Here is a 22,448-nt window from a genome sequence, read left to right on the forward strand (position 1 = left end):
TTGAAATGGCAGGACGCGACATCGAACCCGAGTCCGGAACCGTCTATCTCGTCGGCAGCGGCCCCGGCGATCCGGAGCTGCTGACCGTCAAGGCGAAACGACTGCTCGAGCGCGCGGACGTCGTGCTCCACGACAAGCTGCCGGGACCGGAGATCATTGAACTGCTCCCCGCGGACCGGCGGGAGGACGTCGGCAAGCGCGCCGGCGGCGAGCGAACGCCTCAGTCGGCGATCAACGAGCGACTGGTCGAACTCGCCAGCGAGGGGAAATCGGTCGTCCGGCTCAAGGGCGGCGATTCGTTCGTTTTCGGCCGCGGCGGCGAAGAAGCCCAGTACCTCGCCGCCCACGAAATCCCCTTCGAAGTAGTGCCCGCAGTCACCTCGGCGATCGCCGCGCCCGCCGTCGCCGGAATCCCCGTTACCCACCGCGATCACGCCTCCTCGGTGTCGTTCGTCACGGGTCACGAGGACCCGACCAAAGACGAGTCCGCGGTCGACTGGGCGGCCCTGGCCGCCACCGGCGGCACTATCGTCGTGTTGATGGGCGTCGGTCGGCTCCCCGACTACACGGCGGCCCTGCGCGAGGCGGGGATGGACCCCGAAACGCCGGTCGCGCTCGTCGAACGCGGCACCTGGCCCGGCCAGCAGGTCGCGACGGGAACCCTCGAGACGATCGTCGACGTCCGCGACGAGGAAGGCATCGAACCGCCCGCGGTGACGGTGATCGGCGACGTCGCCGGCACCCGCGAGTCGGTCGTCGACTTCCTGCGAAACGATTCCACGGGGGCCGTGGACGCCCCGGAGGACCGGTGATGAGCGACTCGCCGACCGTCGCCGTCTTCCGTCCCGACGACGACCGCATCGAGGCCGCCGTCTCGCTGCTCGAGTCGCTCGATGCCGACCCCGTTCCGGACCCGATGCTCGCGATCGATGCGACGGGCGCGACCCCACGGACCGACGCCGAGTACGTCGTCTTTACGAGCAAGACCGGCGCGGAACTGGTCTCGCGGGTGGGCTGGGAGGCCAGCGACGAAACCGTCTGTGCGATCGGCCCCGCGACGGCCGAGGCGCTGCGCGAGGAGGGGTACGCGGTCGATCTCGTTCCCGAGGAGTACACGTCCAGCGGTCTCGCCGCCGCACTCGAGGGTCGCGTGGCCGGGAGTCGCGTCGAGGTGGCCCGCAGCGACCACGGCAGCGACGTGTTGCTCGAGGGGCTGGTAGACGCGGGCGCGTACGTCCACGAGACGACCCTGTATCGGCTGGTTCGGCCGGAAGACAGCGGGGAATCGACCGCGCTGGCCGCCGCCGGCGAACTCGACGCCGCCTGCTTTACCTCGTCGCTGACCGTCGAGCACTTCCTCGACGCCGCCGAGGCCGGCGGCGTTCTCGAGGCGGCCCGCACCGGCCTCGCGGACGCCGTCGTCGGCGTCATCGGGGAGCCGACGCGCGAGACGGCTCTCGAGCACGGGATCGACGTCGATCTGGTCGCCAGCGAGGCGACGTTCGAACGGCTCGCAAGCGAGACCGTCGCGGAAGCGACGGCGACGGACCGAGCCTGACATCCCCGCAAGTATTTTGATCGGCCGTTCGAACCGTCGATCGATGACCGAAACGGGCCGGAACCACACGCGGACGAACCGAAGCGTCGACGGCGGTCGGCGAGGGAACCGATGAACGGGAGTCGCCGGCGGTTTCTGGCGGCCGCGACCGCGACCGTCCTCGGCGGCTGCGCCGAACCGGGCACCGACGCGACCGGAACGGGGGGTCGAAACGTCGGAGACCGGGCTGTGGCTGACGTCCACCACGACCGCGAGGGAACGACGATCGGATTCGCTGGGGACGCCATGCTCGGGCGCAACCTCGACGAGCGCTACGGGCAAGACGACGCCTCGCCGGCCGCCGTCTGGAGCGACCTCCGGCCGCGGCTCGCGTCCCTCGATGCGGTCTGTTGTAACCTCGAGTGCTGTCTCTCGACGCGCGGGGAGCGGTTTCCGGACCGGGCGTACTACTTCCGCGCCGATCCGGAGTGGGCCGTTCCGGCCCTCGAAGCCGGTAACGTCCGGTTCGTCTCGCTGGCGAACAACCACATGCTCGATTACGGGCCGACCGCACTCGTCGACACCGTCGAAGCGCTGGACGAAGGCGGGATCAACCATGCAGGGGCCGGCAAGGGGCCGGCGGATGCCCACGCCCCGGCCACGTTTACCGTCGACGGCGTCGACGTCGCCGTCGTCTCCTTCGCGGATCACTTCGAGGAGTACGGCGTAACTGACGACCGACCGGGAACGGCGTACATCGAGTGCGACCGCGAAAACGACGAGACGCGTCGCATCGTCGAGGACGCGCTCGAGCGGGCCCGCGAACACGAACCCGACCTGCTCGTCGCGTCGTTGCACTGGGGATCGAACTGGGTCGAAGAGCCCGGCGCGGAGTACGTCGCGTTCGGCCACTGGCTCGTCGACCAGGGTGTCGACCTCGTCCACGGCCACAGCGCCCATATCCCACAGGGGGTCGAACGGTACGGGGACGGCCTTATCCTGCACGATACCGGCGACATCGTCGACGACTACGCCGTCAAACCCGAACTCAGAAACGACCGGACCTTCCTCTTCGAGGTCGGCGTCGACGACGACGGCACGCTCGAGGACCTCCGGCTCGTGCCGGCCCGCATCGACGACTACGCGGTCCATCAGGCGGACGAAACCGACGCCGAGTGGCTACACGAGACGATGGTCGACCGCTCGGAGCCGTTCGGGACGACCTACGAGCGGGACGGAACCCACCTCCACCTCTCGCTGTAACGCGAACGGGGTTCGACGGTCGAGTCCGCGGGTTTATGACGAACGCCGCACCAAGGGTTCGCCAATGGCAGGGCCGATTCCCGATCTCGAGGAGCGTGCGACCCGCTGTGCCCGACGGCTGTGTGCGGCCGACCGCGTGCTGTTGGCCTCCCACATCGACGCCGACGGCCTAACCAGCGCCGCGATCGCCGCGAAAGCCCTCGAGCGGGCGGGGATTCCCTTCGAGACGGTCTTCGAGAAGCAACTCGACGCGGACGCGATCGCCGCGATCGCGGCGACCGACTACGACACGGTCTACTTTACGGACTTCGGGAGCGGCCAACTCGATATCATCGGCGACCACGAGGACGCGGGCGATTTCACGCCGGTCATCGCCGACCACCACCAGCCCGCAACGATCGACGGGGACGGCGAACCGTCACGCGCGGACACCGAGTACCACCTCAACCCGCTGTTGTTCGGGATCGACGGGGCCGCAGAGCTCTCTGGGGCCGGCGCGAGCTACGTCCTCGCACGAGCGCTCGCGGACGTTGCCGACGGATCGGACGCGGCGGTTGCGGCCGACGGAAGCGGAGTGGACACCGCCCCTGCGCGGTCGGACAACCGCGATCTCGCCGCGCTCGCCGTCGTCGGTGCCGTCGGCGACATGCAGGCCTCCGGCGGCGAACTCCACGGCGCGAACGCGAAGATCGTCGACGAAGGCGTCGACGCCGGCGTGCTCGAGACCGGCAAGGACCTCGCCCTCTATGGCAAACAGACCCGGCCGCTCCCGAAACTGCTCGAGTACGCGACCGACGTCCACATCCCCGGCATTTCGAACGACGAACGGGGGGCGCTGCGCTTTCTCGACGGACTCGACCTCGAGTTGAAACGGGACGGGGAGTGGCGGCGCTGGTCGGGACTGACAAACGAGGAGAAGCGAACCGTCGCCAGCGCGCTCGTCAAACGCGCCGTCTCGAGCGGCGTCCCGCCGAAGAAGATCGACCAACTCGTCGGCACCGCCTACGTCCTCAGCGAGGAGCCGGTCGGGACCGAACTCCGGGACGCAAGCGAGTTCTCGACGCTGCTCAACGCGACCGCCAGATACGAGCGGGCCGACGTCGGGCTCGGCGTCTGTCTCGGGGATCGCGGGGCGGCCCTCGAGCGCGCCCGGACGCTCCTGTGCGATCACCGCCGCAATCTCTCGGAGGGGATCGACCTCGTGACTCGCGAGGGGGTCACGGAAGAAACGAACGTCCAGTGGTTCCACGCGGGCGATCGCATCCGCGAGACGATCGTCGGCATCGTCGCGGGGATGGCGATGGGAAACGAGGGGATCAGCCGTTCGAAACCGATCGTCGCGTTTGCGGAGAAATCCGAGTCCGAACTCAAGGTATCGGCACGGGGAACCCACGGACTCGTTCGACGTGGGCTTGACCTCTCGGCCGTGATGAGCGAAGCCTCGCGAGCAGTCGAAGGCGACGGCGGCGGTCACGACGTCGCAGCAGGGGCGACGGTTCCGAAAGGGAAGGAAACGGAGTTCATCGAACGGGTCGACGAGATCGTGGGCGAACAACTCTCCTGACGCGCGGCGGCCGGTTCAGGACCGATCCATCGACGCCGGCACGGTCGGCACAAGCGGCGCGTTCGACGTGAGTAGATACGTCGACTTGCGGACCGCACCCTTGGCGTACTGGACCGTACTCTTGTGGATCGGGGTCCGTTTGCCCCGGATCTGCGTTCGGCCCTCGAGGATGGCCTCGACGAGTTCGTCGCCGTCGATGTCGGCCTTGGTCGGGTTCTCGGCGTCCGGCGTCACGAGGATCTCGGTGTAGGCCTTGCCGACGTTGGGCAGGTAGTGGGCGTCGCTCGCGCCGATCTCCGGATAGCCACGTCTGCGGGCGAACGTCCGGGCCCGCCGGTTTCGATAGCCGGTAAAGAGCATCGAGTTGTAGGTCTCGATCGCGTCGGCGTCCTCGATATGGCGTTTCCGGACGCCGTGGCGGCTGCGCTGGAAGGGATGTGGAACGATCGCGATACCGCCGAGTTTCCGGACGGCCGCGACGGTTTCCATGAACGGCTGGCCGGGATCGGGTCGTTCCTCGACGCCGATCGCAAGCAAGTGGCCGTGTCGCGTCGAGACTTCGACGCCGGGGATGCCGACGAGGCCGTAGTCCGGGGCGAGGTCGGCGGCCCGGATCGATTCGCCGATCTCGTCGTGGTCGGTGATGACGACGCCGTCGAGGCCGATGTCGGCTGCATGTTCCAGAATGAGTTCGATCGGCTCGTGCCCGTCGTAGGAGTCGTCGGAGTGAACGTGAAAATCGATTGCAAACGGAATGTGAGTCGTCATAGGAGTCAGCGGGGTGGGTACCCTCAATAGCTCGTTGGGCCGCATAAACGCTGTGCTGCGCGCCGAGTCACGCGAACCCACCAATTCAATATAGCATTATAAGATTTATCGATGGAGTAGTCGGCCGTTTCGAAACCGGATTCTCCAGTCGGTGTTCCGGACCAACGCGCCGCTGGTTGCTCGAGCGGGCGCTAAAACGCGAACACGCAGGAAGACCAGTTACGATTCCGACCGGCCTCACGATGAAAACGTGAAAGCCACCATCACTGCGACCGAACGACCGGAATCGTCGCCCGCCAGCGGGTATTAGGTTGGCCTAAAATTCGGCAGGTTTATCATGTTTTAGGTCACCCTAAACAATACGAAGCGACGGACCGCGATCCAGTGTCGGCGGAGTCGAGCGGGCCGGCGTCTGGCTGTAGAACGCGGTCACGTACGGGATCAACGCCCAGAGAACCAATGGTCGGAACGACGCTCCGAGAGATACGCCACCGCATCGAACAGTTGGCAACCGACGACGGGGACTACTACGTCATCTGTGGCCGGACGGGGGAGTTTCCCGTTCCGGTCGCCGGCAAACGGTTTCCGACGCGAAAAGCCGCGGCCGACGCCGCTCGAGCGACCGAGCAGTACCGCGCCGCGCTCAGACGATACGATCCGCAGGCACCCTTTTACGAGCCGATCGTCTGCCAGCGACACTCCGTGACGGAGGCGGCGGACCTTCGGGACGCCTCGGTCCGGAAACCGGACCCCGAACGATCCCACCGTTCACACGGCTCGATCGGGACCTCGTCCGAAGACGACACCGACGCCGACGACGAGAGCCCGTTGATCAGCTTCTGTCACGACGTCTCGGGGGCCGTTTTCGAGGCCCTTTCGGCTCGGGATCACGCGGCCGCCGAAACGGCGATCATGGACACCTATCTCGCCGCCGCGGAGGCTGTCACCGACCGGGATGCGCTCTGTCTGGTGTTGCTCGAGACGATGGCGACGGAGCTCGGCCGGCACCTCACCGCGGACGAGCGGGGCCGCCTTCTGCGGACGGCCGCGGCGAACCTCTCGCCGGTTACCCGCGGCGACGATCCGGTCGAGGGGAGCCTGTCGCACCTGCGAACGCTCTCGTTAATCGGCGAATACGACGTGACGCGGTCGACAGCCGACGCCGCCTGGACCGTCTCCCTTCACGGGTACGCCATCGAAAGCGACGGGCGACGGTTCCCGATGCTCCCGATCGGAATCGATATGCTGCGGCGAACGGCGGGTTCGAGCCAGTCGCTCGGCGTCGCGGACGTCACGGCGCTTGGGGACGGCGATTGGGAACTCGTCGTGACAGACGGCGACTCGGAACCGGGCAGTCTGGTCTGTACGGGGAGGATATAACATGGGTGAGACGGCGATCCATCGCGCACTCGAGTGTGTCGACGCCGAACGCGACGCGGTCGCGGAACGCGAGGCCGGGTTCGAGGCGTTCGTACAGCGCGTTCGGGACGTCCCGACGGAAGCGGCCGCGCCCGTCGGAAGCCAGTCGGCGACGCAGGTCGCCTCGACGCCGGCACAGAACGTCGTCTCGGTCCCGAATACCTCGCCGACCCCGACGCCGTCTGCGGACGGCTGTGAGACCGTTCGGCGGGCCTTCGCGGAAACGATACTCCCACACAGTGATGACGACGACAAATCGCTCGTCGAAACCATTGCGGCGGAACTGACCGAGGACATCGCCGTCGCGCTCGCATCGGACGCCCAGTGGACGCCGGCGCTCAAGGAGACCGTCCTCCAGAAGGCGACCGAGCGCCGACGGCAAGCCGACCTGCTGCAGGAGACCCTCGAGACCGAAACGCAAACGCTGGCGGACGCGGCCGAGGAGATCGACGAGATCAGCGCGTGGCTCCAGACGACCGCCGAGGAGTCGCTGTTCGACTACGGGTTCGAGGAACTCCGGACGAAACACGACCGCCTCGAGACGTTCCGAACGCGTCTGGAAACGCTGCTCGAGGAGCGACAGCGACAGTTTTCCGAGTCGACGAACCGGTACGGTCGGGGCGGGACATCGTATCGGACGCTGGTGTCGTACCTGTACACCGACGGAACCACGCAGTATCCGGTCCTCTCGACCGGCGTTCGGTTATACGAGATCTGTGGCTCCTGCCAGCGAACGGTTCGAACGCATCTCACGCGACGCGTCTAACACGGCGCGGGCGGCCAGTTATCCCGGTTCGGAGAGCCCGTTCGGGACGAGGTCGGCGAAGGAAACCCGGTCGAGGATGCTGCCGATCTCGATCGGATTCGTCGGTTCTTCGACGTGGTCGTGGATCCGGTGCATACACTCGAGCAGACCGTCGACGGCTGCCTGCCGCGTCGAGACGCGGCCGATGGCTTCGGTGATCGCCCGATCGGCCAGCAGGTACCGGTATCGGAGTTCCCAGCAGTGACTGAGTCCCAGTCCCGGATGGCACCGATCGGGGGTTGTCCGGTCCGCGATCAACTCGAGCGGAGGGCAATTGCGACGGTACGAAAACCGCCCGTCACGGAGTTCAGCGGGTCCCCACCCCGGCGGGAGGGCCTCGCGGGGAATGGGGTGTTGATCGGTCGTCATGTAGGTCGATATCGACGGTGACTCGGGTGTCGGTTCCGCTTGCGTACGCACCCCCCTATGTAGGGACCCCCTACGGTCCCAGCGTGACGACCGGTTCCCATGTGCCGGCCGATCGTCCGACTTTTGTCTCCGCTCGCGCTCGTATTCGACATGGCCGACTCCAGCGCGGATTTCGATCCCGAAAAGTTCGAGGACAAGTACGCCAACTACTTCCCGGAACTCCAGCAGGCGTACAAGAACGCGTTCAACCGGATGAACGACCGGTACGACTCCGAACTCGTCCACGCGATCGACCAACAGGTGTTGAACGAGAGCGAACCGTTCTACGAGGGCGACGGCGAGTTCCGCGTCGAGCTGCCGGACGATCCGTACGATCGGCTCTCGGGCGTCCTCGTCGAGCAGGAGCGGTTCGAGTCGGTCCTCGAGACCCACGTCGAGGAGATCGAGGCGGAACTCCAGCGGGTCTTCGGGTTCGTCTGAGCCGGCGCTCGGTCCGCACCGCTGTCGGCAGGCGAACATGGAGGACGGAAGGTTTAGGGGGGCTGATACCCAAGGGTGCGCTATGAGCACCGAGACCCAAAACGACGGGGACGACCTCGAAGACCGCGTCGCGAACTTCCTGCGACGGAACTTCCCGCAGATCCAGATGCACGGCGGCAGCGCAGCGATTCAGGACCTCGATCGCGAGACCGGTGAAGTCACCATCGCACTCGGTGGGGCCTGCAGCGGCTGTGGCATCTCCCCGATGACGATTCAGGCGATCAAGAGCCGGATGGTCAAGGAGATCCCCGAGATCGAGCAGGTCAACGCACACACCGGCATGGATGCCGGTGGCGACATGGGCGGCGGAATGAGTCCGTCCTTCCCCGGCGAAACCGTCGAGGACGACGACGGCGAAGCCGACGAAGGGCCGGAAGCACCGTTCTAGGTCGTCGCCGTCGCTTCGCTCCGACCGGTATTCGAGTTTTCCTCGCGACAGCTATCCGATAGCGGCGAGTAGACGGACCCGATCAGCGCAGCCCTCGACCCCGCTCCCACGTTCGAACGAGCGCCGTCAGCGTCCGGTTGATCGGGACCTCGAGTCCCAGTCGGTCGGCCTTGTCGACGACGTAGCCGTTGATGGCATCGATTTCCGTACGCCGGTCCGCCAGCACGTCCTGGTACATCGAGGACGTGTTCGTGGCCGTCTCCGCTGCGACCTGTGCTATCGCCTCGATCGCCGTCCGGTTCGAAAGGTCGATGTCGGTCCCGCGAGCGACGCGAGCCGTCTCACGCGCCGCCGTACGAGCGATGTCGTTTGCCGGCGGCTCGAGGACGGCCCCGTTTTCGGTCGCCGTCAGGGCCGTCACCGCGTTGATCCCGGCGTTGACCGCGAGCTTTTCCCACTGCCGGGAGGGCATATCGTCGGCGACGGTCGTCTCGAGTCCTGCCGCCGAGAACGCGTCCCCGACCCGGTCGGCGCGTTCCGACCGTCCGCCCGTCGGGGGACCGAGCACGATTTCGCCGGTCCCCGTACACTCGACGACGCCCGGATCCCGGCGGATCGCGCCGTAGGTCGCCGTCCCCGCGAGAACCGGCGCATCGAGACGCGCCGCGAGGCGTTCCTCGTTTCCCATCCCGTTTTGCAACGAGAGGATCGCGTCGAACGATCCCGTTTCCAGTGTGTCTGCCGCCGAATCGGTGTCGAAGGACTTGACCGTGACGACGACGAGGTCGGCCGCGAGGTTCCGGCCGTCGGTCGTCGCCTCCGGGGTGACGCGGGCCTGGACTCGTCCCTCGACCCGAAGACCGGACCGGGAGATGGCGTCCGCGTGTGCCCGGCGTGCCACCAGCGTGACGTCGTGCTCGCGAGCGAGCATCCCCCCGACGAGACTCCCGAGGCTGCCAGCACCGAAGACGACGACCTCCATATAGCTCGCAGTGGGGGAAGCCCGCTAAAAACAGTTTTCGTCCGGCCTCAGTCCTCGGTCCAGTAGTAGAGGGATTCCCGCGTGGCACCACAGGACGGACAGCGGTCGGGAAGGTCCCGCTCGAGTGCCCCCAGTTCACCGCAGTCCAGACACCGCCACATGAGTTCGGCCTCGCCGAAGTTCTTGCCCGCCCGAACGTGGTGGACGCTCATCCCCTCGAGTCCCTCCCGGAAGGACACGTAGAAGCCGTCTTCGTCGATCCCGCGGACGTGCCCGATTTTCGTCCCGTCCTCGGTGTAGACGTCCGTTCCGAACCCGATCCGTGGGAGTTCTCGTTCCATCCCCATGTGAATCGGTGACACCCGGAGGAAGATAAAGGGAGTCCCAGTGTTACTGCGGGTGAATTCGACGAGTTCGTGAGTGTTTCGAACCTCTGGACGCTCCGTCTATAAATTACATTGTGCGATATAAAATATCCCGGCGACGGGAAGCGATCGGCGGGTCGACGTGTACGGTATGACAGAATCACCCATGGTAATAGAAATCGATATAATCCCGCAGTCCAGACGAATGGAGAGTGATCTCCGTGACCTCGTATTCGTCTGCTGTCGATTTCCTCGCCGAAACCCTCCGGTTCGGCTTCGAACGACGCATCGATCGGCCTACTCCCGGAACAGGCCGCAGTAGAAACCGGCGGAGAGGTCGCCCCGCTTGTCCCGTATCGAGCCACGACGCCCCCGCGACGGACGGCCATCGATCATGACCGGAACCGGCGTTACCACGGTCGGCGACTGTCGAATCGCCTATCGGCGGGCGGGAACGGACGGACCGCCGATCGTATTGCTCCACGGTGCCGGGATCGACGACGCGACGGTTTCCTGGCGACACACCATCGACGCGCTCTCCGACGAGTACCGGGTCTACGCACCCGACTGGCCGGAGTACGGGGAGAGTACGGGTTCGGTCGCGCACACGATCGACACGTACGTCGAGGTCCTCGACGGGTTCGTCGAGACGCTCCCACACGACCGCGTCTCGCTTGCCGGCATCTCGATGGGCGGCGGCGCGGCTCTCGGATACGCGCTCGAGCGCCCCGAGCGTATCGCGTCACTGACGCTCGTCGACAGCTACGGACTGGGCGAGCGGCTTCCGAACGCGATCCCGTGGAAGCTCCTGACCCAGGTTCCCGGAGCCGCCGAGTTCGGAAAGGTCGCCTGTAGCATCACTCACGAAACCGTTCGGCTGGTTCTGGACAGGCTCGTCGCCGACGCCGGCGCGCTTCCCCAGCCGTTCATCGAAGACGTCAGAGGAAAGCTCATGACACCGGGATCGATGCAGGCGTTCAAGGCGTTCCAGCGGAACGAACTCTCGTTCGACGGGCAGGTGGCGACGAACTTCGTCGACGAACTCGAGTCGCTGTCGGTCCCGACGCTGCTCGTCCACGGCAAACAGGACCCGCTCGTCCCCCCGGAGTGGTCGGTACGGGCCGCGGATCGGATCCCGGACGCCGAACTGGATCTGATTGGAAACTGCGGTCACTGGGTCTCGCGGGAGCGACCGAACCGGTTCAACCGGCGGCTTCGGGAGTGGCTCCCCGACGAGCAACGCGTCACTGCCCGCCGGTATTCAAAGGGTCGGATGCCGGGCGTTACTCGCCGGCACTGAACGCTCGACGACGGGCCGAGACGCGTCTCAGTCCTCGGTCCAGTACATCAGATCCTCCCGTTGGGTACCGCAGTTCGGACACGTCTCCGGAAGTCCGGCATCGATATCGCCCATCTCGCCACACTCCATACAGCGCCACATCAGGTGTGCTTCGCCGAACTCGTGGCCCGAACGGGCGTGCTCGACGCTCATCGCCTCGGCCCCCTCGCGGGTCGTGACGAAAAACCCACTGCGCTCGAACCCCCGAACCCGGCCGATTTCGGTTCCGTCCTCGTCGTAAACCCGCTGGCCGAGACCCACGTCGTGGACCGCTTCGACGGCCTCCGATTCGCCCTCTCTCGACGGTGTTTCCCCGGTTTCAACCATACGCTCTCTCCGCCGCTGAGACGGATAAAGACACAGCGCGCATTGTTCGAGGGAGTCGCTTCGGGACGGCGAGTCGATCACCCCCGACGTCGGTTACATGAAGTCCTCGATACCCGACTGTTTGTTCTTGTCGTTCTCGAAGATGCTCTCGAGGGATCGTTCGAGCACCTCGAGCCGCTGTTTCGTGTAATCCCGGCAGTCGTACTCCTCGGCGACCTGAATGGCCGTCTGCATGTACTTGTTGACAGAGCCCTCGTGGACGGTGAGGTTGACCCGGCCACCACATTCCCGACAGTCCCCGGTCAGGGGCATCCGGCGGAACTTCTCGCCGCAGTCGAGACACCGGGTTTCCTGCCGGGAAAACGCCCGGAGGTTCCCGATGAGGTCCGGCAGGAAGTGATACTCGATGACCCGCTCCGCGACGTCGGTTTCGTCGACGGCCTCGAGTTTGCGCGAAAGCTCGAGTTGCGCGTCCATCTTCTCCATCATCGATCCCAGCGTCTTGTACGCCGAGAGGTCGGGACCCATCGCGATGTCGCTCGTATCGTGGGTGTGCTCGAAGCCGGTGTATTCGCCGTCGGTGCCGAGCGTCTCCTCGGCGATCCGGATGTCGACCTCGCCGGGATCGGCCTGCTCGCGGGTGGCGAGGTAGAACTCGCGTGGGTACTGGGAGACGATGTCCATGTTGTGGGCCTCGTCGTCGATCTCGGAGGGATCGATGCGGGAGGACATGACCAGGGGCGCGTCCATCTTACCACCCCTCTTGTCCGGAAGGAACGATTTACTAAAGTTGAGAAGTCCGTCGAGTAACAGCATCACACAGTCCTCGTCACCGTCGCACTGACCGACGAATACGTCGTTGGCAACGAGCGTGTTCGTCCCCTCGACAGTGAGACAGTACGTATAGTCGATATCGCTTTCGACGATCTCGACTGACGTGACTTCGTCGAGCCAGACATCTCCACCGTCGGCAAAGAGACGCTGCGAGCGCAGTTCCGTCGACGCGAGAACGTCGTCGATCGTCTCCTGTTTTCGCTCGAGGTGGAATCCGACGTGTTCGGCGAACCGCGCGGCGTTTTCGGATGTGATCTTGAGGACGTGTGTTTCGAATTCCGGGATTGGTTCTTCGTCTCCGTAGAATTCGGAAATAGCTCCGGTAGATGGCTGTCGCGTTTCCCGATACGTCTTCGCGGCGACCCCGAACCGTTTCAGCGCGGCAACGAGATCGTTCGCGAGTTCGTCGCTGATCGGATGTGCTCGAATCTCGATACGATCACTCGAGGCGCTTCCGTCGCCGCTGAAATACGCGGCTAAGAATGCACGTAAGTGGGACCGAGGGCTATCGAAGAGATACTGGGGGATGCGTTTCGTCTCCGCAGTCGAGCCGAGGTCGAGTACGTCGGCGAACAGCGTCGAGACAAGCCGGCTCGAAACGGTTATCTTCCACTCGTTTTCTTCGAACGCCTCGATCGACAGGGCATCCCGGAACGCGTCGACGATCTCTTCTCTGGCCGCTTCGTCCGGTGTACAGATAGTCGTCTGGTAGAACGAGCCGTCCTCGCGACGAGTGAACCCTTCCGCAGCGTAGTACCCGAGTAGCGTCGCGATCGATTCGTCGATTTCGAAGCGGCGGCGAACGCTCGCGGTGTCGCGTTTCACGCCCAGTGTCACGTCGTCGGGGACACGCTCAAGGAGTTCGTCGCGGTCGAACAGCGAGAGAAGCGGACCGACCGGGACGCTGTCGCGATTGACCCAGTTATAGACTGTCGACTGAGAGAGATCGAGGCGTTCGGCAACTGGTTTGAGATACGCCCTTTCCGCCGTCGCGTCGTCGAGAAGGCTTTTGATTCGATCGGAGCCGAGGTCTCGAACCACGAGCGATTCATTGGGAATCGCGTCTGCGTCGATAAACGCATCCAGTAGGTCGATCGTTTGCGACGTTCCCTCGACGTCGATCGACTTGGGAGTGGGAAGTTCGTCACCGGTCGAGAGCGTACGGGCATCGATCGATTCGAGCCCAGACGGGGTCCATCTGTGGAACGTGTGATCAGGGGTTACGGTCAGGGCTCGCCCGCTCCGAGTTTCGACGCGAACGAGATGATCGGGTGCAGGGTGTTTCGAGATCGACTCCACCGGACGCTCGACGGTCGTTCCGTCCGACGTTACCGATGGGGTGGAGAGACCGTCGACCTCCTGAACGAGCGTCCCGACATCGTCTTCGGTCGGGTCCGTCAACCGATCTTCGACGAGCCGTTCGATCGGTTCGTAGACTCGGCTGCCGTTCTCGTCCTGATACCAGATCTTCGTCTCGGGATGGAAACAGTTCCGTCGCTTTGCGGCGTGGAAGTACGGGTGGGCGTACCCAACTGCCGCGCTCGTAAATCCGACGACCCGACCAACCGTCGCCGCGCTCGTGTGCGGTGCCATCCCAAACACCAGTTCACCGACCAGATCCTGTCGGTCCTCGAGTTCGTAGAACGGTTCGAGCCCGTAGTACTGTTCCAGCAGATCGTCGATGAAGTCCGCGGTCTGCATCATGTGCTCGGCCGCGCCGTCCGAGAGGACGATGTCCTGAACCTTGAGTTCGACCAGTTGGTCCTCGTGGGTCAGCGGCTCGCCGTGGATGTCCGTCTCGTAGCCAAGCGCCTGAAGCTGGCCGACGTCGACGTCGAGTTCGCTGGCCCGGACGGCCGTGACCGGCAGGTCGGTCATGTCGTAGCGGACGGTGCCGTCCTTGAACGCCGAGACGTCGTGTTTCGCCCGCAGAACCCCCTTCTCGATCGGTTCCGGGATCTTGTTCGTCGACGACAGCCCCTTGACGCCTTTGAGGATGTCGAAGGCGTTCTCGCGTTCGCCGACCGCCGACAGGGCGGATCGGAACTCGTCGTTGACGTCGATCTCGCGGGGTTCGACGCAGGTGGCCTCGATCTCACAGCGGTCACACTCCACGCGGCCGGCCTCGTCGGGTTCGACCCGCTGGTCGCAGTCGGGACACCGATAGTCCGGGACAGTCCGTGCGTTGCAGTCGGGACAGCGGTTCTTGAACGTCTCCGCCCCACAGTCGGGACAGCGCTGTCGGCCGACCTGTACCTCGACGACCCCGGGAGTATCGGACATCGTCTCGGCGTGTTTGGCGGCGTCGGCGACGTTGCGCTGTGCGCCGCCGGCTTCGCCGATCGGGAACAGGGTATGGACCGGCGGACTCAGGTCGCGGCGCTCGGACTTTTCGGGCCGGCCCATCCGGTTGCCGATCCGTGTCGGCGCGCGTTCGCGGACCTCGAAGGGGGCGACCTCGTTGACCGCCTCGATCGCGTTGTCGCCGTCCTCGTCGTGCCCCCAGTTGCGGGCGCATTCCGAGAGGTCGTCGCCGGCCCACGTCCGCTCGAGTTCGATGCCGGCCTCCGGGGGTTCCAGCGTCGCCCCGTCGGCGACCGCCTGCCGGGGCTTGCAGCCGACCGTACGGACGAACGGCCGCCAGTCGTCGATTTCGATGCGGCCGTCGCCCTCGCGCTGGCGGTGCTCGATGACGATCGTCTCGAGGGCGTCGGCGACGGCGTCGTCGTACTCGAGGACGAGGATGCTGTCGTCCCCGTTGCCGTTGACGCTGCCGTCGCCGTCCCCCTCGATCCGCCCCTCGGCGACCGCCGCCGCGAGCGTCCGAAAGTCGTCGACCGAGAGATCGTGCCAGAGGTAGGTGTATTCGGGGTGTAAGGGCGAGTCGTACGCGAGCGCCCATTCGAGGGCGTCCTCGGGGGCGGGAAACTCGAGGTCGATCCGGGGGTCGTCCTCCAGTGCCTGAACGTCGACACCGGCGGCCTCGAGGTCCTGCACCCACCACTCGTAGGTGTAGGAGGCGGGCGCAAGCGGGTGGTTGTTCTCGACGAACTCGCCGTAGTTGACCAGGTACTCGCCGAGATCGAGGATCTTCTCGACGCCGTTGCGGATCTCGAGGGCGTCCGCGGGATCGTCGATCCGGCGGACGTCGCCGTTTGCGAGTTTGACGGTCGGACCCTCGATGGAGTCGACGGGGACGACCCCGGCCGCTTTGCCGGGCCGTTCGGTCTTGATCTGGGTTCCGGTCGCGAGGAAGTCGTCGACGAGGTGCATCGCCGCGGGGTGGACGCCGGCAGTCGCGAACCCGTGATTGCGCGCGCGGCCGTAACGCAGCCGGAAACCGCCCTCGGCACAGGGGTGGGAGAAGACGGGACGACCCGCGATCAGGTCCCGGAGGAACTTCGTCGATTCGTCGACGCGGGGCGGCCCCTGCGGTCGGTCGGCGGACTCGTCCGTCGATTCCCCGCCGTCTGCCTCGTCCCCGTCCGTCTCGTCGGGTTCTTCCTCGTCATCGCCGTCGTCGGCGTCCGACTCGTCCACCTCGTCGCCGTCGTCGTAGTAGGTGCCGTCGATCAGGTCCTGCAGCCACGGCCAGTCGACCTCGTCGAGGTTAGACGTGTAGCGCTGGATCTTCGGGGCCTTGAGCGCGATCCCCTCCGCGAGGACGAGACACATCCCGCCGCGGGCGCTGTTGGTGTCGACCCGCTCTAGGTCCCGAAAACCGGAGACCTCCTCGTCGCCCGTCGCCTCGCCGTCCAACATGATCGGCATGTGCTCGGCGATGAACTTCGTCTCCTTCCCCTTCGGCGTGTACTGCAGTCCCGTCTCCTTGTCGTAGAGGGCGATCTCCTCGGCGTAGCGTTCGATCTCGTCGTCGCGGGCTTTGTACTGATCGAGGCCCACGAGCGCGCGGGTGTAGTCGGCCACGAGCACCGACAGGGCCTGTGCGGTCCCGCCCGCGGAGCGGATCGGACCGGCGTAGTAGACGTTGACGAACTCGGTGCCGTCGTCGTTCGCTAAGATTTCGACCTTGTCGATCCCCTCGATGGGGGCGGCGACGACCCCCTCGGTCAGCAGGGCAACCGCGGTCCGGACGGCCCCCTCGACCTTGCCGGCTTTCGTCTCGTAGTCGCCGACCCGACCCTCGGCGAAGTCCTCGGCGAGTTCGAGGGCGGCCTCCTCGCGGGACATCTCGCCCTCGAGTTCGCGGACCCGTTCGGCGACGCCGTCGATCCCGAGGATGTTCTCGACCCGGTCGGCCATGTCCTGGGCGACGGGGATCTCGACTTCGGGTTCGGGGTCCGCGCCGCGTTCTTTGGCGCGTTCGGCGACGTCGAACGCCTCGTCGAGTTGGGTTTCGAGCCGCTCGAAGTATCGCTCGTCTTCCTCGCGCATATCAGAGCCAGAGATCGAGGTCGGTGGCGTCGTCGTGGCGTCGCTCGAGTGGGGCCTCGAAGACCCGCATGTGGAGTTCGCCGGCCCAGACAGTCGCCGACTCGAGGTGGCCGGCGTAGGTCCGGCCCTCGTCGTCCGAGAGAACGGCGTGGGTGTGTGCGAAACGCTCATCCTCTAGCAAGGAGACGTTGCCGACACAGCTTGCGACCTCGAGTGGCTCGTCGAACTCGATCGGCGCGTACTCGCGGTCGCGTTGGTCGTAGAACCAGAGTTCGGCGTCCCGGACGGCACCGAGCGCGGTAAACCAGGCCGCGTCGGCCTCGACCTCGGTCGCGAGCGCCTCGATCTCGGCCCGCCAGTCGGCACCGGTCTCGAGGCGGGCGACGTACTCCCCCGCAGGTTCGACGGCTCGGTAGTTCATACGACGCTACTGTGCTCCCGAGTGGAAAAAGAGCACCGTTCGTCCACGACGGGATCGACCGGGAAACCGGAAGGTCATACATGTACGTTTATTCCCACCTTCGTAGCTTTTTGTACTTCATTGGCCAGATAAAAGGCCGTTACTCGGCGGACAGGTCCGGTATCGAGGTGGTTTCCGTGATTTGGGAGAGGATAACAAAGGGTGGCCGAACGTGTACCTCGAGGAGAATGGTACAGAAGTCACCGTATCTGACCCGTCGTCGGGTTCTCGCCTCGGGAGCGGCGATTTCTACGGCGGCCGTGGCAGGGTGTATCGGTGGGGATGGAGACGACGGTCAGGGGAACATCATCGATCCGTCCGAGTACGACTACGACCGGGAGGAGCCGGACGACGAGGAAGCCGCCCGACAGAGCACGATGGAGTACACACAGGAGTTAGAACGGGACGAGGACTTCGACCCGATCCACTCCAACGACGCCTACAGCACGCAGGTGTACCAGCTGGTGTTCGACAGCCTCTACGACTGGGACGATGGACTGACTCTCGAGCCGAAAGTCGCCGTCGACATGCCGGACGTCGAGCGCGACGACACGCGGTATATCTACGAGATCCACGAGGGGATCGAGTTCCACAACGGCGAGGAGATGACGGCGAGCGACGTCGCTCACTCCTTTATGGCCTTTCAGGAGGAGGACAGCGTCAACGAGGCCCAGTACGATATGATCGAGTCTGCCGAGGTCATCGACGACTATCAGGTGCAAGTCGACCTCGAGCACCCCTACGGCCAGTGGGAACTCCAGACGATGGCGATCAGCGTCGTCCCCGAAAGCGAACGCGAGACCGAATCGGACCGCGAGGAGTTCAACACGAACCCCGTCGGCTCGGGGCCGTTCGTCTGGAGCGACTTCGAGTACAACGAGTACGTCACGCTCGAGCGCAACGACGACTACTGGGACGATCCGGAACCGTACCTCGAGGAGATCACGTTCGTCGACAACGTCGACGACGCGAGCCGGATCAGCGAGATCCGGGCCGACGACACGGACGCCATCGCCGCCGTCCCCAACGACGACTGGAGCGAACTGGAGGGCGACGACGACATCCGGGTCCACATCAGTGAGAGCCCGTCGTACATGCACCTGACGTTCAACTGCCGCGGCAGCGCCCCCACGAGCGACCCGGACGTTCGACGCGGGATCTGTCACGCGTTCTCGATGACCGACTTCGTCGAGACGCACATGAACAACACGGCCCAGCCGCTTGCGGCCCCGATTCCGCCGATCACGAACGAACAGTGGAACTTCCCGATCGACGAGTGGCGCGAGGAGTACTACCCCGAGTACGATCCCGATCGGGCCGAGGAACTGCTCGACGGAGCAGTCCCCGACGACTGGAACCCGTCGGTGCTCGCACCGGGCGACGTCCGGGGAGATCTCGCCGAACGAATCGTCACGCGGCTGGACGAACTCGGCTACGACGCCGAAGCGCAAACGCTTGACTTCGGGACCCTGCTCGATCGGACCGTCTACAACGAGGATCCAAGCCCCGACGACTTTCAGGCGTACATCCTCGGGTGGACCGGCGGTCCGGACCCCGACGCCTACCTCTACAACCTCTATCACGAGAGCCAGGTCGGGGTCAATCAGGCCCACTTCTACGAGGGCAGCGATAGCTTTCACGACGACATCGCCAAGGCCCGCGAGATGGCCGATCAGGACGAGCGGTACGACCTCTACGAAGGGGTGATGATCGAGATTCTCGAGGAACTCCCCTCGTTACCGGCCTACTCCGAACACAACACGATGGCCTCCCGGAGATACGTCAAGGATCTGCACGCGCATCCGGAGGTGCAATCGAACCCGCGGATCGTCTCCGGCTACGGGAACGTCTGGACCGACAACTGACCGCCTCCCTATCGTCCGGTTCGGTCAGGCAACCGGGCCGGACGATCCGTGACGACCGAAGGAAGATACGACATGGGACTACTCCGCTACACCACCGTTCGCATCCTGCAAGCGATCCCTGTGCTGATCGGGATCACCGTCATCACGTTCGTCCTCGCGAACCTCGCGCCCGGCGACCCGGTGAAGCTGATGCTGCAAGGACAGGAGGTCGATCAGGAAGTCATCAGACGGATCGAACGACAGTACGGACTCAACCGACCGCTACACGAACGGTACGTTACGTACATGACGAACATCCTGCAGGGGGATTTCGGCCAGAGTATCCACCGCGGGCGGCCCGTCGAGGAGTTGATGCTCGACCGGGCACCGCCGACCCTCCTGTTGGTGCTGTCGGCCTACGCGTTCGCGCTGGTGACCGCGATTCCGCTCGGAATCATCGCCGCGACGCGGCGCAACGAACCCGCCGATCACGTCTCGCGGATCGTGGCGCTCATCGGCGTCAGCACGCCCTCGTTCTGGATCGGCATCATGCTGATCCTCGTTTTCGCCATCCAGCTCGGGTGGTTCCCCTCGAGCGGGCTGGTGTACCCGTGGCGCGGTCCCGATCACTACGGCTACAGCGGCTATCCGGAGCTTGCCTATCAGACGATCAAGCACCTGTTACTGCCGATGGTCGCGCTCGGGACCTTACAGATGGCGACGCTGATGCGCGTCGAGCGCACCCAGATGATCGAATCGTTGCAAGGGGAGTACGTCAAACTCGCTCGAGCGTACGGCGTGCCCGAGCGGACGATCCTCCGGAAACACGCCTTTCAGGTCGCCCAGTTGCCGATCATTACGATCGTCGGCCTCAATCTCTCGACGGCGCTTGGTGGGGCCGTCCTCACCGAGTACGTCTTCAACATCAACGGGATGGGGCGGCTGTTTCTGGAGGCGATCCAGCAGCTCGACTATCAACTGATCATGGGGATCACGATCGTGATCGGGACGATGTTCGTCGTCGGCGTCATCATCACCGACATCTCGTACGCGTACATCGATCCCCGCGTTACCTACGGAGAGCGTGAGTAAGTATGGCAATCGGCGAATCCCAGATGGACAGCGACGCTGGCCCCTCCGAAGACGTCGAGGCGAAGTACGGCTGGCGCTATACGCTGTCGAAGGTCATGGAGGATACGACCGCCCGATGGGGGCTGTACGTCGTCGTGTTCGTCCTGTTGATTTCGGCGTACACGATGATCGATAGCAACCTCTCGCGGCTCACGTTCGGCGCGATGTCGGACTTTACGTTCGCGGAGACGCTCCCGATCTTCGACCATCCCGAACGCATCCCGCCGCCGGGGGAAGGCGAGCCGAACGTCCCGCCGGCGTTTCACGCCGATGGATCGTTGAGCACGCCGCTTGGGACCGATCCGAACGGGCGCGACTACTTCACCCGGATCGTCTACGGCGCACAGGTGTCGGTAAGCGTCGGAATCGCGTCGACGCTCATCGGCTTCGTCGGCGGGACGATCATCGGTGCCGTCTCCGGGTTCTACGGCGGCCGGATCGACGATCTGTTGATGCGGATCGTCGAGACCGTCTACGCGATTCCGCCGCTGATCCTCATCATCGTCTTTACCGTGTTCGTCAGCGGCGGAAGCCCGGATATCACCTACGCGATCGTCGGCGTCGGGATCACGTTCATCCCGGTGTTCGCACGGATCATCCGAAGCGAAGTCCTCTCGGTTCGCGAGATGGACTACATCGAGGCGGCCCGGGCATCCGGCGTCAAGAACCGCAACATCATCCGCAGACACGTGATCCCCAACAGCTTCGCGCCCGTACTCGTCTACGCGACCCTCCAGATCGGCGTGACGATCCTCATCGTCGCCGGGCTCTCGTTTCTCGGCTACGGCGCACAGCCACCCACGCCGGACTGGGGCCAGATGCTCAACACCTCACACGGCTACATGCACTCGAACGTCTGGCTCTCGATCTGGCCGGGACTCGCGATCCTGATCACGATTATGGGCTTTAACCTCTTCGGCGACGGCCTGCAAGACGCCCTCGACCCACGAATCAACGACTAACCCATGTCAGACCCACTCCTCAGCGTCGAGAACCTCAAGACACAGTTTTTCACCGAAGCCGGTACAGTTCGCGCAGTCGACGGGATCTCCTTCGAGGTGTACGAGGGAGAGATCGTCGGCCTCGTCGGTGAAAGCGGTGCCGGAAAGAGCGTCGCCTCGATGAGTTTGCTGCGGCTCGTCGAGAGTCCCGGCGAGATCGTCGCCGGGGAGATCACGTACAAGGGCGAGACCATCTTCGGACTCGAGGAAGGGCCGGACGGCGAACTCCGGGAGCGATCGGAGATGCTCTCGAACGAGGAGATCCGGACCCGAATCCGGGGCAACGAGATCGCCGTCATCTTTCAGGACCCGATGGAGTCGCTCAACCCCGTCTTCACGGTCGGCGGACAGTTGCGGGAGTTCATCGAACTCAACCGCGACCTCCCGGAAGACGAGGCACGGGCCGAAGCGATCGACATGCTCCGGGAGGTCGGAATCCCCGACCCGGAGGAGCGATACGAGGAGTATCCACACCAGTTCTCCGGGGGGATGCGCCAGCGCGTGCTGATCGCCATGGCGCTTGCCTGCGAACCCAGCCTGATCATCGCCGACGAACCGACGACCGCCCTCGACGTCACCGTCGAGGGCCAGATCATCGATCTCGTCGACGAACTCCAGGCGAAGTACGGAACGAGTTTCATCTGGGTCACCCACGACATGGGCGTCGTCGCCGAGATCTGTGATCGGGTGAACGTGATGTATCTGGGCGAAATCGTCGAACAGTCCCCCGTCGACGAACTGTTCTACGAGACGAAACACCCCTACACCGAAGCGCTCCTCGAGTCGATCCCCCGCCCCGATCGGACGGTTGGGGAACTCGATCCGATCGAGGGCGTCATGCCCGAAGCGATCAACCCGCCGTCCGGCTGTCGGTTTCACCCGCGCTGTCCCGACGCGAAAGAGGTCTGTCAGCGCGTCCATCCCGACAACAGGGTCGTCGACCGGGCCGACGGCCACCCCCACCGTGCGGCCTGTGTCAAACACGACGCCTTCGACGTCGGGTACGACGGGAGCAGGCCGCTCGACAACCTCGCCGACACCGGCGACGAATCGGACGATCAGCTAACCGCCCGGACGAACGGCGGAGGTGATGACGGTGAGTAAGAGCGACCGCGAC

Annotated in this window: 20 protein-coding genes; 13 read left to right on the forward strand and 7 right to left on the reverse strand. The window is 64.9% G+C overall.

The features are described from left to right. Window positions 1–5 precede the first annotated feature (5 nt). The 4 genes from cobA to TX80_RS15510 all read left to right on the forward strand — a co-directional run bounded on the left by cobA (window position 6) and on the right by TX80_RS15510 (window position 4,364). Complete coding sequence (gene cobA, locus TX80_RS15495; RefSeq protein WP_049924137.1) at window positions 6–812, forward strand: uroporphyrinogen-III C-methyltransferase; 807 nt, start codon at window positions 6–8, stop codon at window positions 810–812. Further along, a complete protein-coding gene (locus TX80_RS15500; RefSeq protein ID WP_049924522.1) occupies window positions 812–1,558 on the forward strand; it encodes a uroporphyrinogen-III synthase in 747 nt (248 codons plus the stop codon). The genes cobA and TX80_RS15500 overlap by 1 nt, the downstream gene beginning before the upstream one ends. 111 nt (window positions 1,559–1,669) lie before the next feature. Beyond that, window positions 1,670–2,800, forward strand: a complete 1,131-nt coding sequence (locus tag TX80_RS15505; protein WP_049924139.1) for a CapA family protein — start codon at window positions 1,670–1,672, stop codon at window positions 2,798–2,800. A gap of 64 nt (window positions 2,801–2,864) precedes the next feature. Next, window positions 2,865–4,364, forward strand: coding sequence for a DHH family phosphoesterase (locus TX80_RS15510; protein ID WP_049924140.1), 1,500 nt, complete (start codon window positions 2,865–2,867; stop codon window positions 4,362–4,364). 15 nt (window positions 4,365–4,379) lie between these two features. Here the strand turns inward: TX80_RS15510 and TX80_RS15515 are convergent, their stop codons facing one another. Continuing rightward, the gene (locus TX80_RS15515) at window positions 4,380–5,132 is read right to left on the reverse strand and encodes a PHP-associated domain-containing protein (protein ID WP_049924142.1); all 753 of its coding nucleotides are present in this window, start codon (window positions 5,130–5,132) and stop codon (window positions 4,380–4,382) included. A 459-nt stretch (window positions 5,133–5,591) separates the two neighbouring features. On the opposite strand from TX80_RS15515, the gene TX80_RS15520 reads away from it, so the two are divergent. Further along, entirely contained in the window at window positions 5,592–6,512 is a 921-nt protein-coding gene (locus TX80_RS15520) for a DUF7551 domain-containing protein (protein ID WP_049924143.1), read from the forward strand. A 1-nt stretch (window position 6,513) separates the two neighbouring features. Then, the gene (locus TX80_RS15525; RefSeq protein ID WP_049924145.1) at window positions 6,514–7,317 is read left to right on the forward strand and encodes a DUF7260 family protein; all 804 of its coding nucleotides are present in this window, start codon (window positions 6,514–6,516) and stop codon (window positions 7,315–7,317) included. Between the two features lie 18 nt (window positions 7,318–7,335). Here TX80_RS15525 and TX80_RS15530 read toward each other — a convergent pair whose 3' ends face one another. Further along, window positions 7,336–7,725 (reverse strand): hypothetical protein, encoded by a 390-nt coding sequence (locus TX80_RS15530; protein WP_049924146.1) that lies wholly within the window; start codon window positions 7,723–7,725, stop codon window positions 7,336–7,338. A gap of 150 nt (window positions 7,726–7,875) precedes the next feature. Here TX80_RS15530 and TX80_RS15535 point away from each other — a divergent pair, with 150 nt between their 5' ends. Continuing rightward, window positions 7,876–8,205 (forward strand): DUF5783 family protein, encoded by a 330-nt coding sequence (locus tag TX80_RS15535; RefSeq protein ID WP_049924523.1) that lies wholly within the window; start codon window positions 7,876–7,878, stop codon window positions 8,203–8,205. Between the two features lie 82 nt (window positions 8,206–8,287). Then, window positions 8,288–8,653, forward strand: a complete 366-nt coding sequence (locus TX80_RS15540; protein WP_049924147.1) for an iron-sulfur cluster biogenesis protein NfuA — start codon at window positions 8,288–8,290, stop codon at window positions 8,651–8,653. Between the two features lie 82 nt (window positions 8,654–8,735). On the opposite strand, the gene TX80_RS15545 is transcribed toward TX80_RS15540, so the two are convergent. Together TX80_RS15545 and TX80_RS15550 are read right to left on the reverse strand one after the other, a co-directional pair. Beyond that, window positions 8,736–9,635: a ketopantoate reductase family protein gene (locus TX80_RS15545; RefSeq protein ID WP_049924148.1), complete on the reverse strand. Its 900-nt coding sequence runs from the start codon at window positions 9,633–9,635 to the stop codon at window positions 8,736–8,738. Between the two features lie 47 nt (window positions 9,636–9,682). Beyond that, entirely contained in the window at window positions 9,683–9,976 is a 294-nt protein-coding gene (locus TX80_RS15550) for a DUF7130 family rubredoxin-like protein (RefSeq protein WP_195893108.1), read from the reverse strand. 418 nt (window positions 9,977–10,394) lie between these two features. On the opposite strand from TX80_RS15550, the gene TX80_RS15555 reads away from it, so the two are divergent. Further along, a complete protein-coding gene (locus tag TX80_RS15555) occupies window positions 10,395–11,300 on the forward strand; it encodes an alpha/beta fold hydrolase (protein ID WP_049924150.1) in 906 nt (301 codons plus the stop codon). Window positions 11,301–11,327: 27 nt separating this feature from the next. Here TX80_RS15555 and TX80_RS15560 read toward each other — a convergent pair whose 3' ends face one another. The 3 genes from TX80_RS15560 to TX80_RS15570 all read right to left on the reverse strand — a co-directional run bounded on the left by TX80_RS15560 (window position 11,328) and on the right by TX80_RS15570 (window position 17,316). After that, a complete protein-coding gene (locus TX80_RS15560; RefSeq protein ID WP_049924151.1) occupies window positions 11,328–11,666 on the reverse strand; it encodes a DUF7130 family rubredoxin-like protein in 339 nt (112 codons plus the stop codon). Between the two features lie 93 nt (window positions 11,667–11,759). Next, window positions 11,760–16,895 (reverse strand): DNA polymerase II large subunit, encoded by a 5,136-nt coding sequence (locus TX80_RS15565; protein WP_049924152.1) that lies wholly within the window; start codon window positions 16,893–16,895, stop codon window positions 11,760–11,762. Between the two features lies 1 nt (window position 16,896). Then, entirely contained in the window at window positions 16,897–17,316 is a 420-nt protein-coding gene (locus TX80_RS15570) for a PPC domain-containing DNA-binding protein (RefSeq protein WP_049924153.1), read from the reverse strand. 227 nt (window positions 17,317–17,543) lie between these two features. Here TX80_RS15570 and TX80_RS15575 point away from each other — a divergent pair, with 227 nt between their 5' ends. The 4 genes from TX80_RS15575 (at window position 17,544) to TX80_RS15590 (ending at window position 22,435) form a co-directional block, all read left to right on the forward strand. Next, window positions 17,544–19,220 carry an ABC transporter substrate-binding protein gene (locus TX80_RS15575; RefSeq protein WP_049924154.1) on the forward strand — a complete coding sequence of 559 codons (1,677 nt, stop codon included), beginning with the start codon at window positions 17,544–17,546 and terminating at the stop codon, window positions 19,218–19,220. Window positions 19,221–19,292: 72 nt separating this feature from the next. After that, entirely contained in the window at window positions 19,293–20,291 is a 999-nt protein-coding gene (locus tag TX80_RS15580) for an ABC transporter permease (RefSeq protein WP_049924155.1), read from the forward strand. A 2-nt stretch (window positions 20,292–20,293) separates the two neighbouring features. Beyond that, window positions 20,294–21,292 (forward strand): ABC transporter permease, encoded by a 999-nt coding sequence (locus TX80_RS15585; RefSeq protein ID WP_049924156.1) that lies wholly within the window; start codon window positions 20,294–20,296, stop codon window positions 21,290–21,292. Window positions 21,293–21,295: 3 nt separating this feature from the next. Next, window positions 21,296–22,435 carry an ABC transporter ATP-binding protein gene (locus tag TX80_RS15590; protein WP_049924157.1) on the forward strand — a complete coding sequence of 380 codons (1,140 nt, stop codon included), beginning with the start codon at window positions 21,296–21,298 and terminating at the stop codon, window positions 22,433–22,435. Window positions 22,436–22,448 lie beyond the last annotated feature (13 nt).

The sequence above is a fragment of the Halopiger djelfimassiliensis genome, from assembly GCF_000455365.1.
Classification (GTDB): Archaea; Halobacteriota; Halobacteria; order Halobacteriales; family Natrialbaceae; genus Halopiger_B; species Halopiger_B djelfimassiliensis.

Coding starts and splice junctions, on each gene's coding strand:
- cobA (WP_049924137.1), top strand. CDS start 6: ATGGCAGGACGCGACATCGAACCCGAGTCCGGAACCGTCTATCTCGTC.
- TX80_RS15500 (WP_049924522.1), top strand. CDS start 812: ATGAGCGACTCGCCGACCGTCGCCGTCTTCCGTCCCGACGACGACCGC.
- TX80_RS15505 (WP_049924139.1), top strand. CDS start 1,670: ATGAACGGGAGTCGCCGGCGGTTTCTGGCGGCCGCGACCGCGACCGTC.
- TX80_RS15510 (WP_049924140.1), top strand. CDS start 2,865: ATGGCAGGGCCGATTCCCGATCTCGAGGAGCGTGCGACCCGCTGTGCC.
- TX80_RS15515 (WP_049924142.1), bottom strand. CDS start 5,132: ATGACGACTCACATTCCGTTTGCAATCGATTTTCACGTTCACTCCGAC.
- TX80_RS15520 (WP_049924143.1), top strand. CDS start 5,592: ATGGTCGGAACGACGCTCCGAGAGATACGCCACCGCATCGAACAGTTG.
- TX80_RS15525 (WP_049924145.1), top strand. CDS start 6,514: ATGGGTGAGACGGCGATCCATCGCGCACTCGAGTGTGTCGACGCCGAA.
- TX80_RS15530 (WP_049924146.1), bottom strand. CDS start 7,725: ATGACGACCGATCAACACCCCATTCCCCGCGAGGCCCTCCCGCCGGGG.
- TX80_RS15535 (WP_049924523.1), top strand. CDS start 7,876: ATGGCCGACTCCAGCGCGGATTTCGATCCCGAAAAGTTCGAGGACAAG.
- TX80_RS15540 (WP_049924147.1), top strand. CDS start 8,288: ATGAGCACCGAGACCCAAAACGACGGGGACGACCTCGAAGACCGCGTC.
- TX80_RS15545 (WP_049924148.1), bottom strand. CDS start 9,635: ATGGAGGTCGTCGTCTTCGGTGCTGGCAGCCTCGGGAGTCTCGTCGGG.
- TX80_RS15550 (WP_195893108.1), bottom strand. CDS start 9,976: ATGGAACGAGAACTCCCACGGATCGGGTTCGGAACGGACGTCTACACC.
- TX80_RS15555 (WP_049924150.1), top strand. CDS start 10,395: ATGACCGGAACCGGCGTTACCACGGTCGGCGACTGTCGAATCGCCTAT.
- TX80_RS15560 (WP_049924151.1), bottom strand. CDS start 11,666: ATGGTTGAAACCGGGGAAACACCGTCGAGAGAGGGCGAATCGGAGGCC.
- TX80_RS15565 (WP_049924152.1), bottom strand. CDS start 16,895: ATGCGCGAGGAAGACGAGCGATACTTCGAGCGGCTCGAAACCCAACTC.
- TX80_RS15570 (WP_049924153.1), bottom strand. CDS start 17,316: ATGAACTACCGAGCCGTCGAACCTGCGGGGGAGTACGTCGCCCGCCTC.
- TX80_RS15575 (WP_049924154.1), top strand. CDS start 17,544: ATGGTACAGAAGTCACCGTATCTGACCCGTCGTCGGGTTCTCGCCTCG.
- TX80_RS15580 (WP_049924155.1), top strand. CDS start 19,293: ATGGGACTACTCCGCTACACCACCGTTCGCATCCTGCAAGCGATCCCT.
- TX80_RS15585 (WP_049924156.1), top strand. CDS start 20,294: ATGGCAATCGGCGAATCCCAGATGGACAGCGACGCTGGCCCCTCCGAA.
- TX80_RS15590 (WP_049924157.1), top strand. CDS start 21,296: ATGTCAGACCCACTCCTCAGCGTCGAGAACCTCAAGACACAGTTTTTC.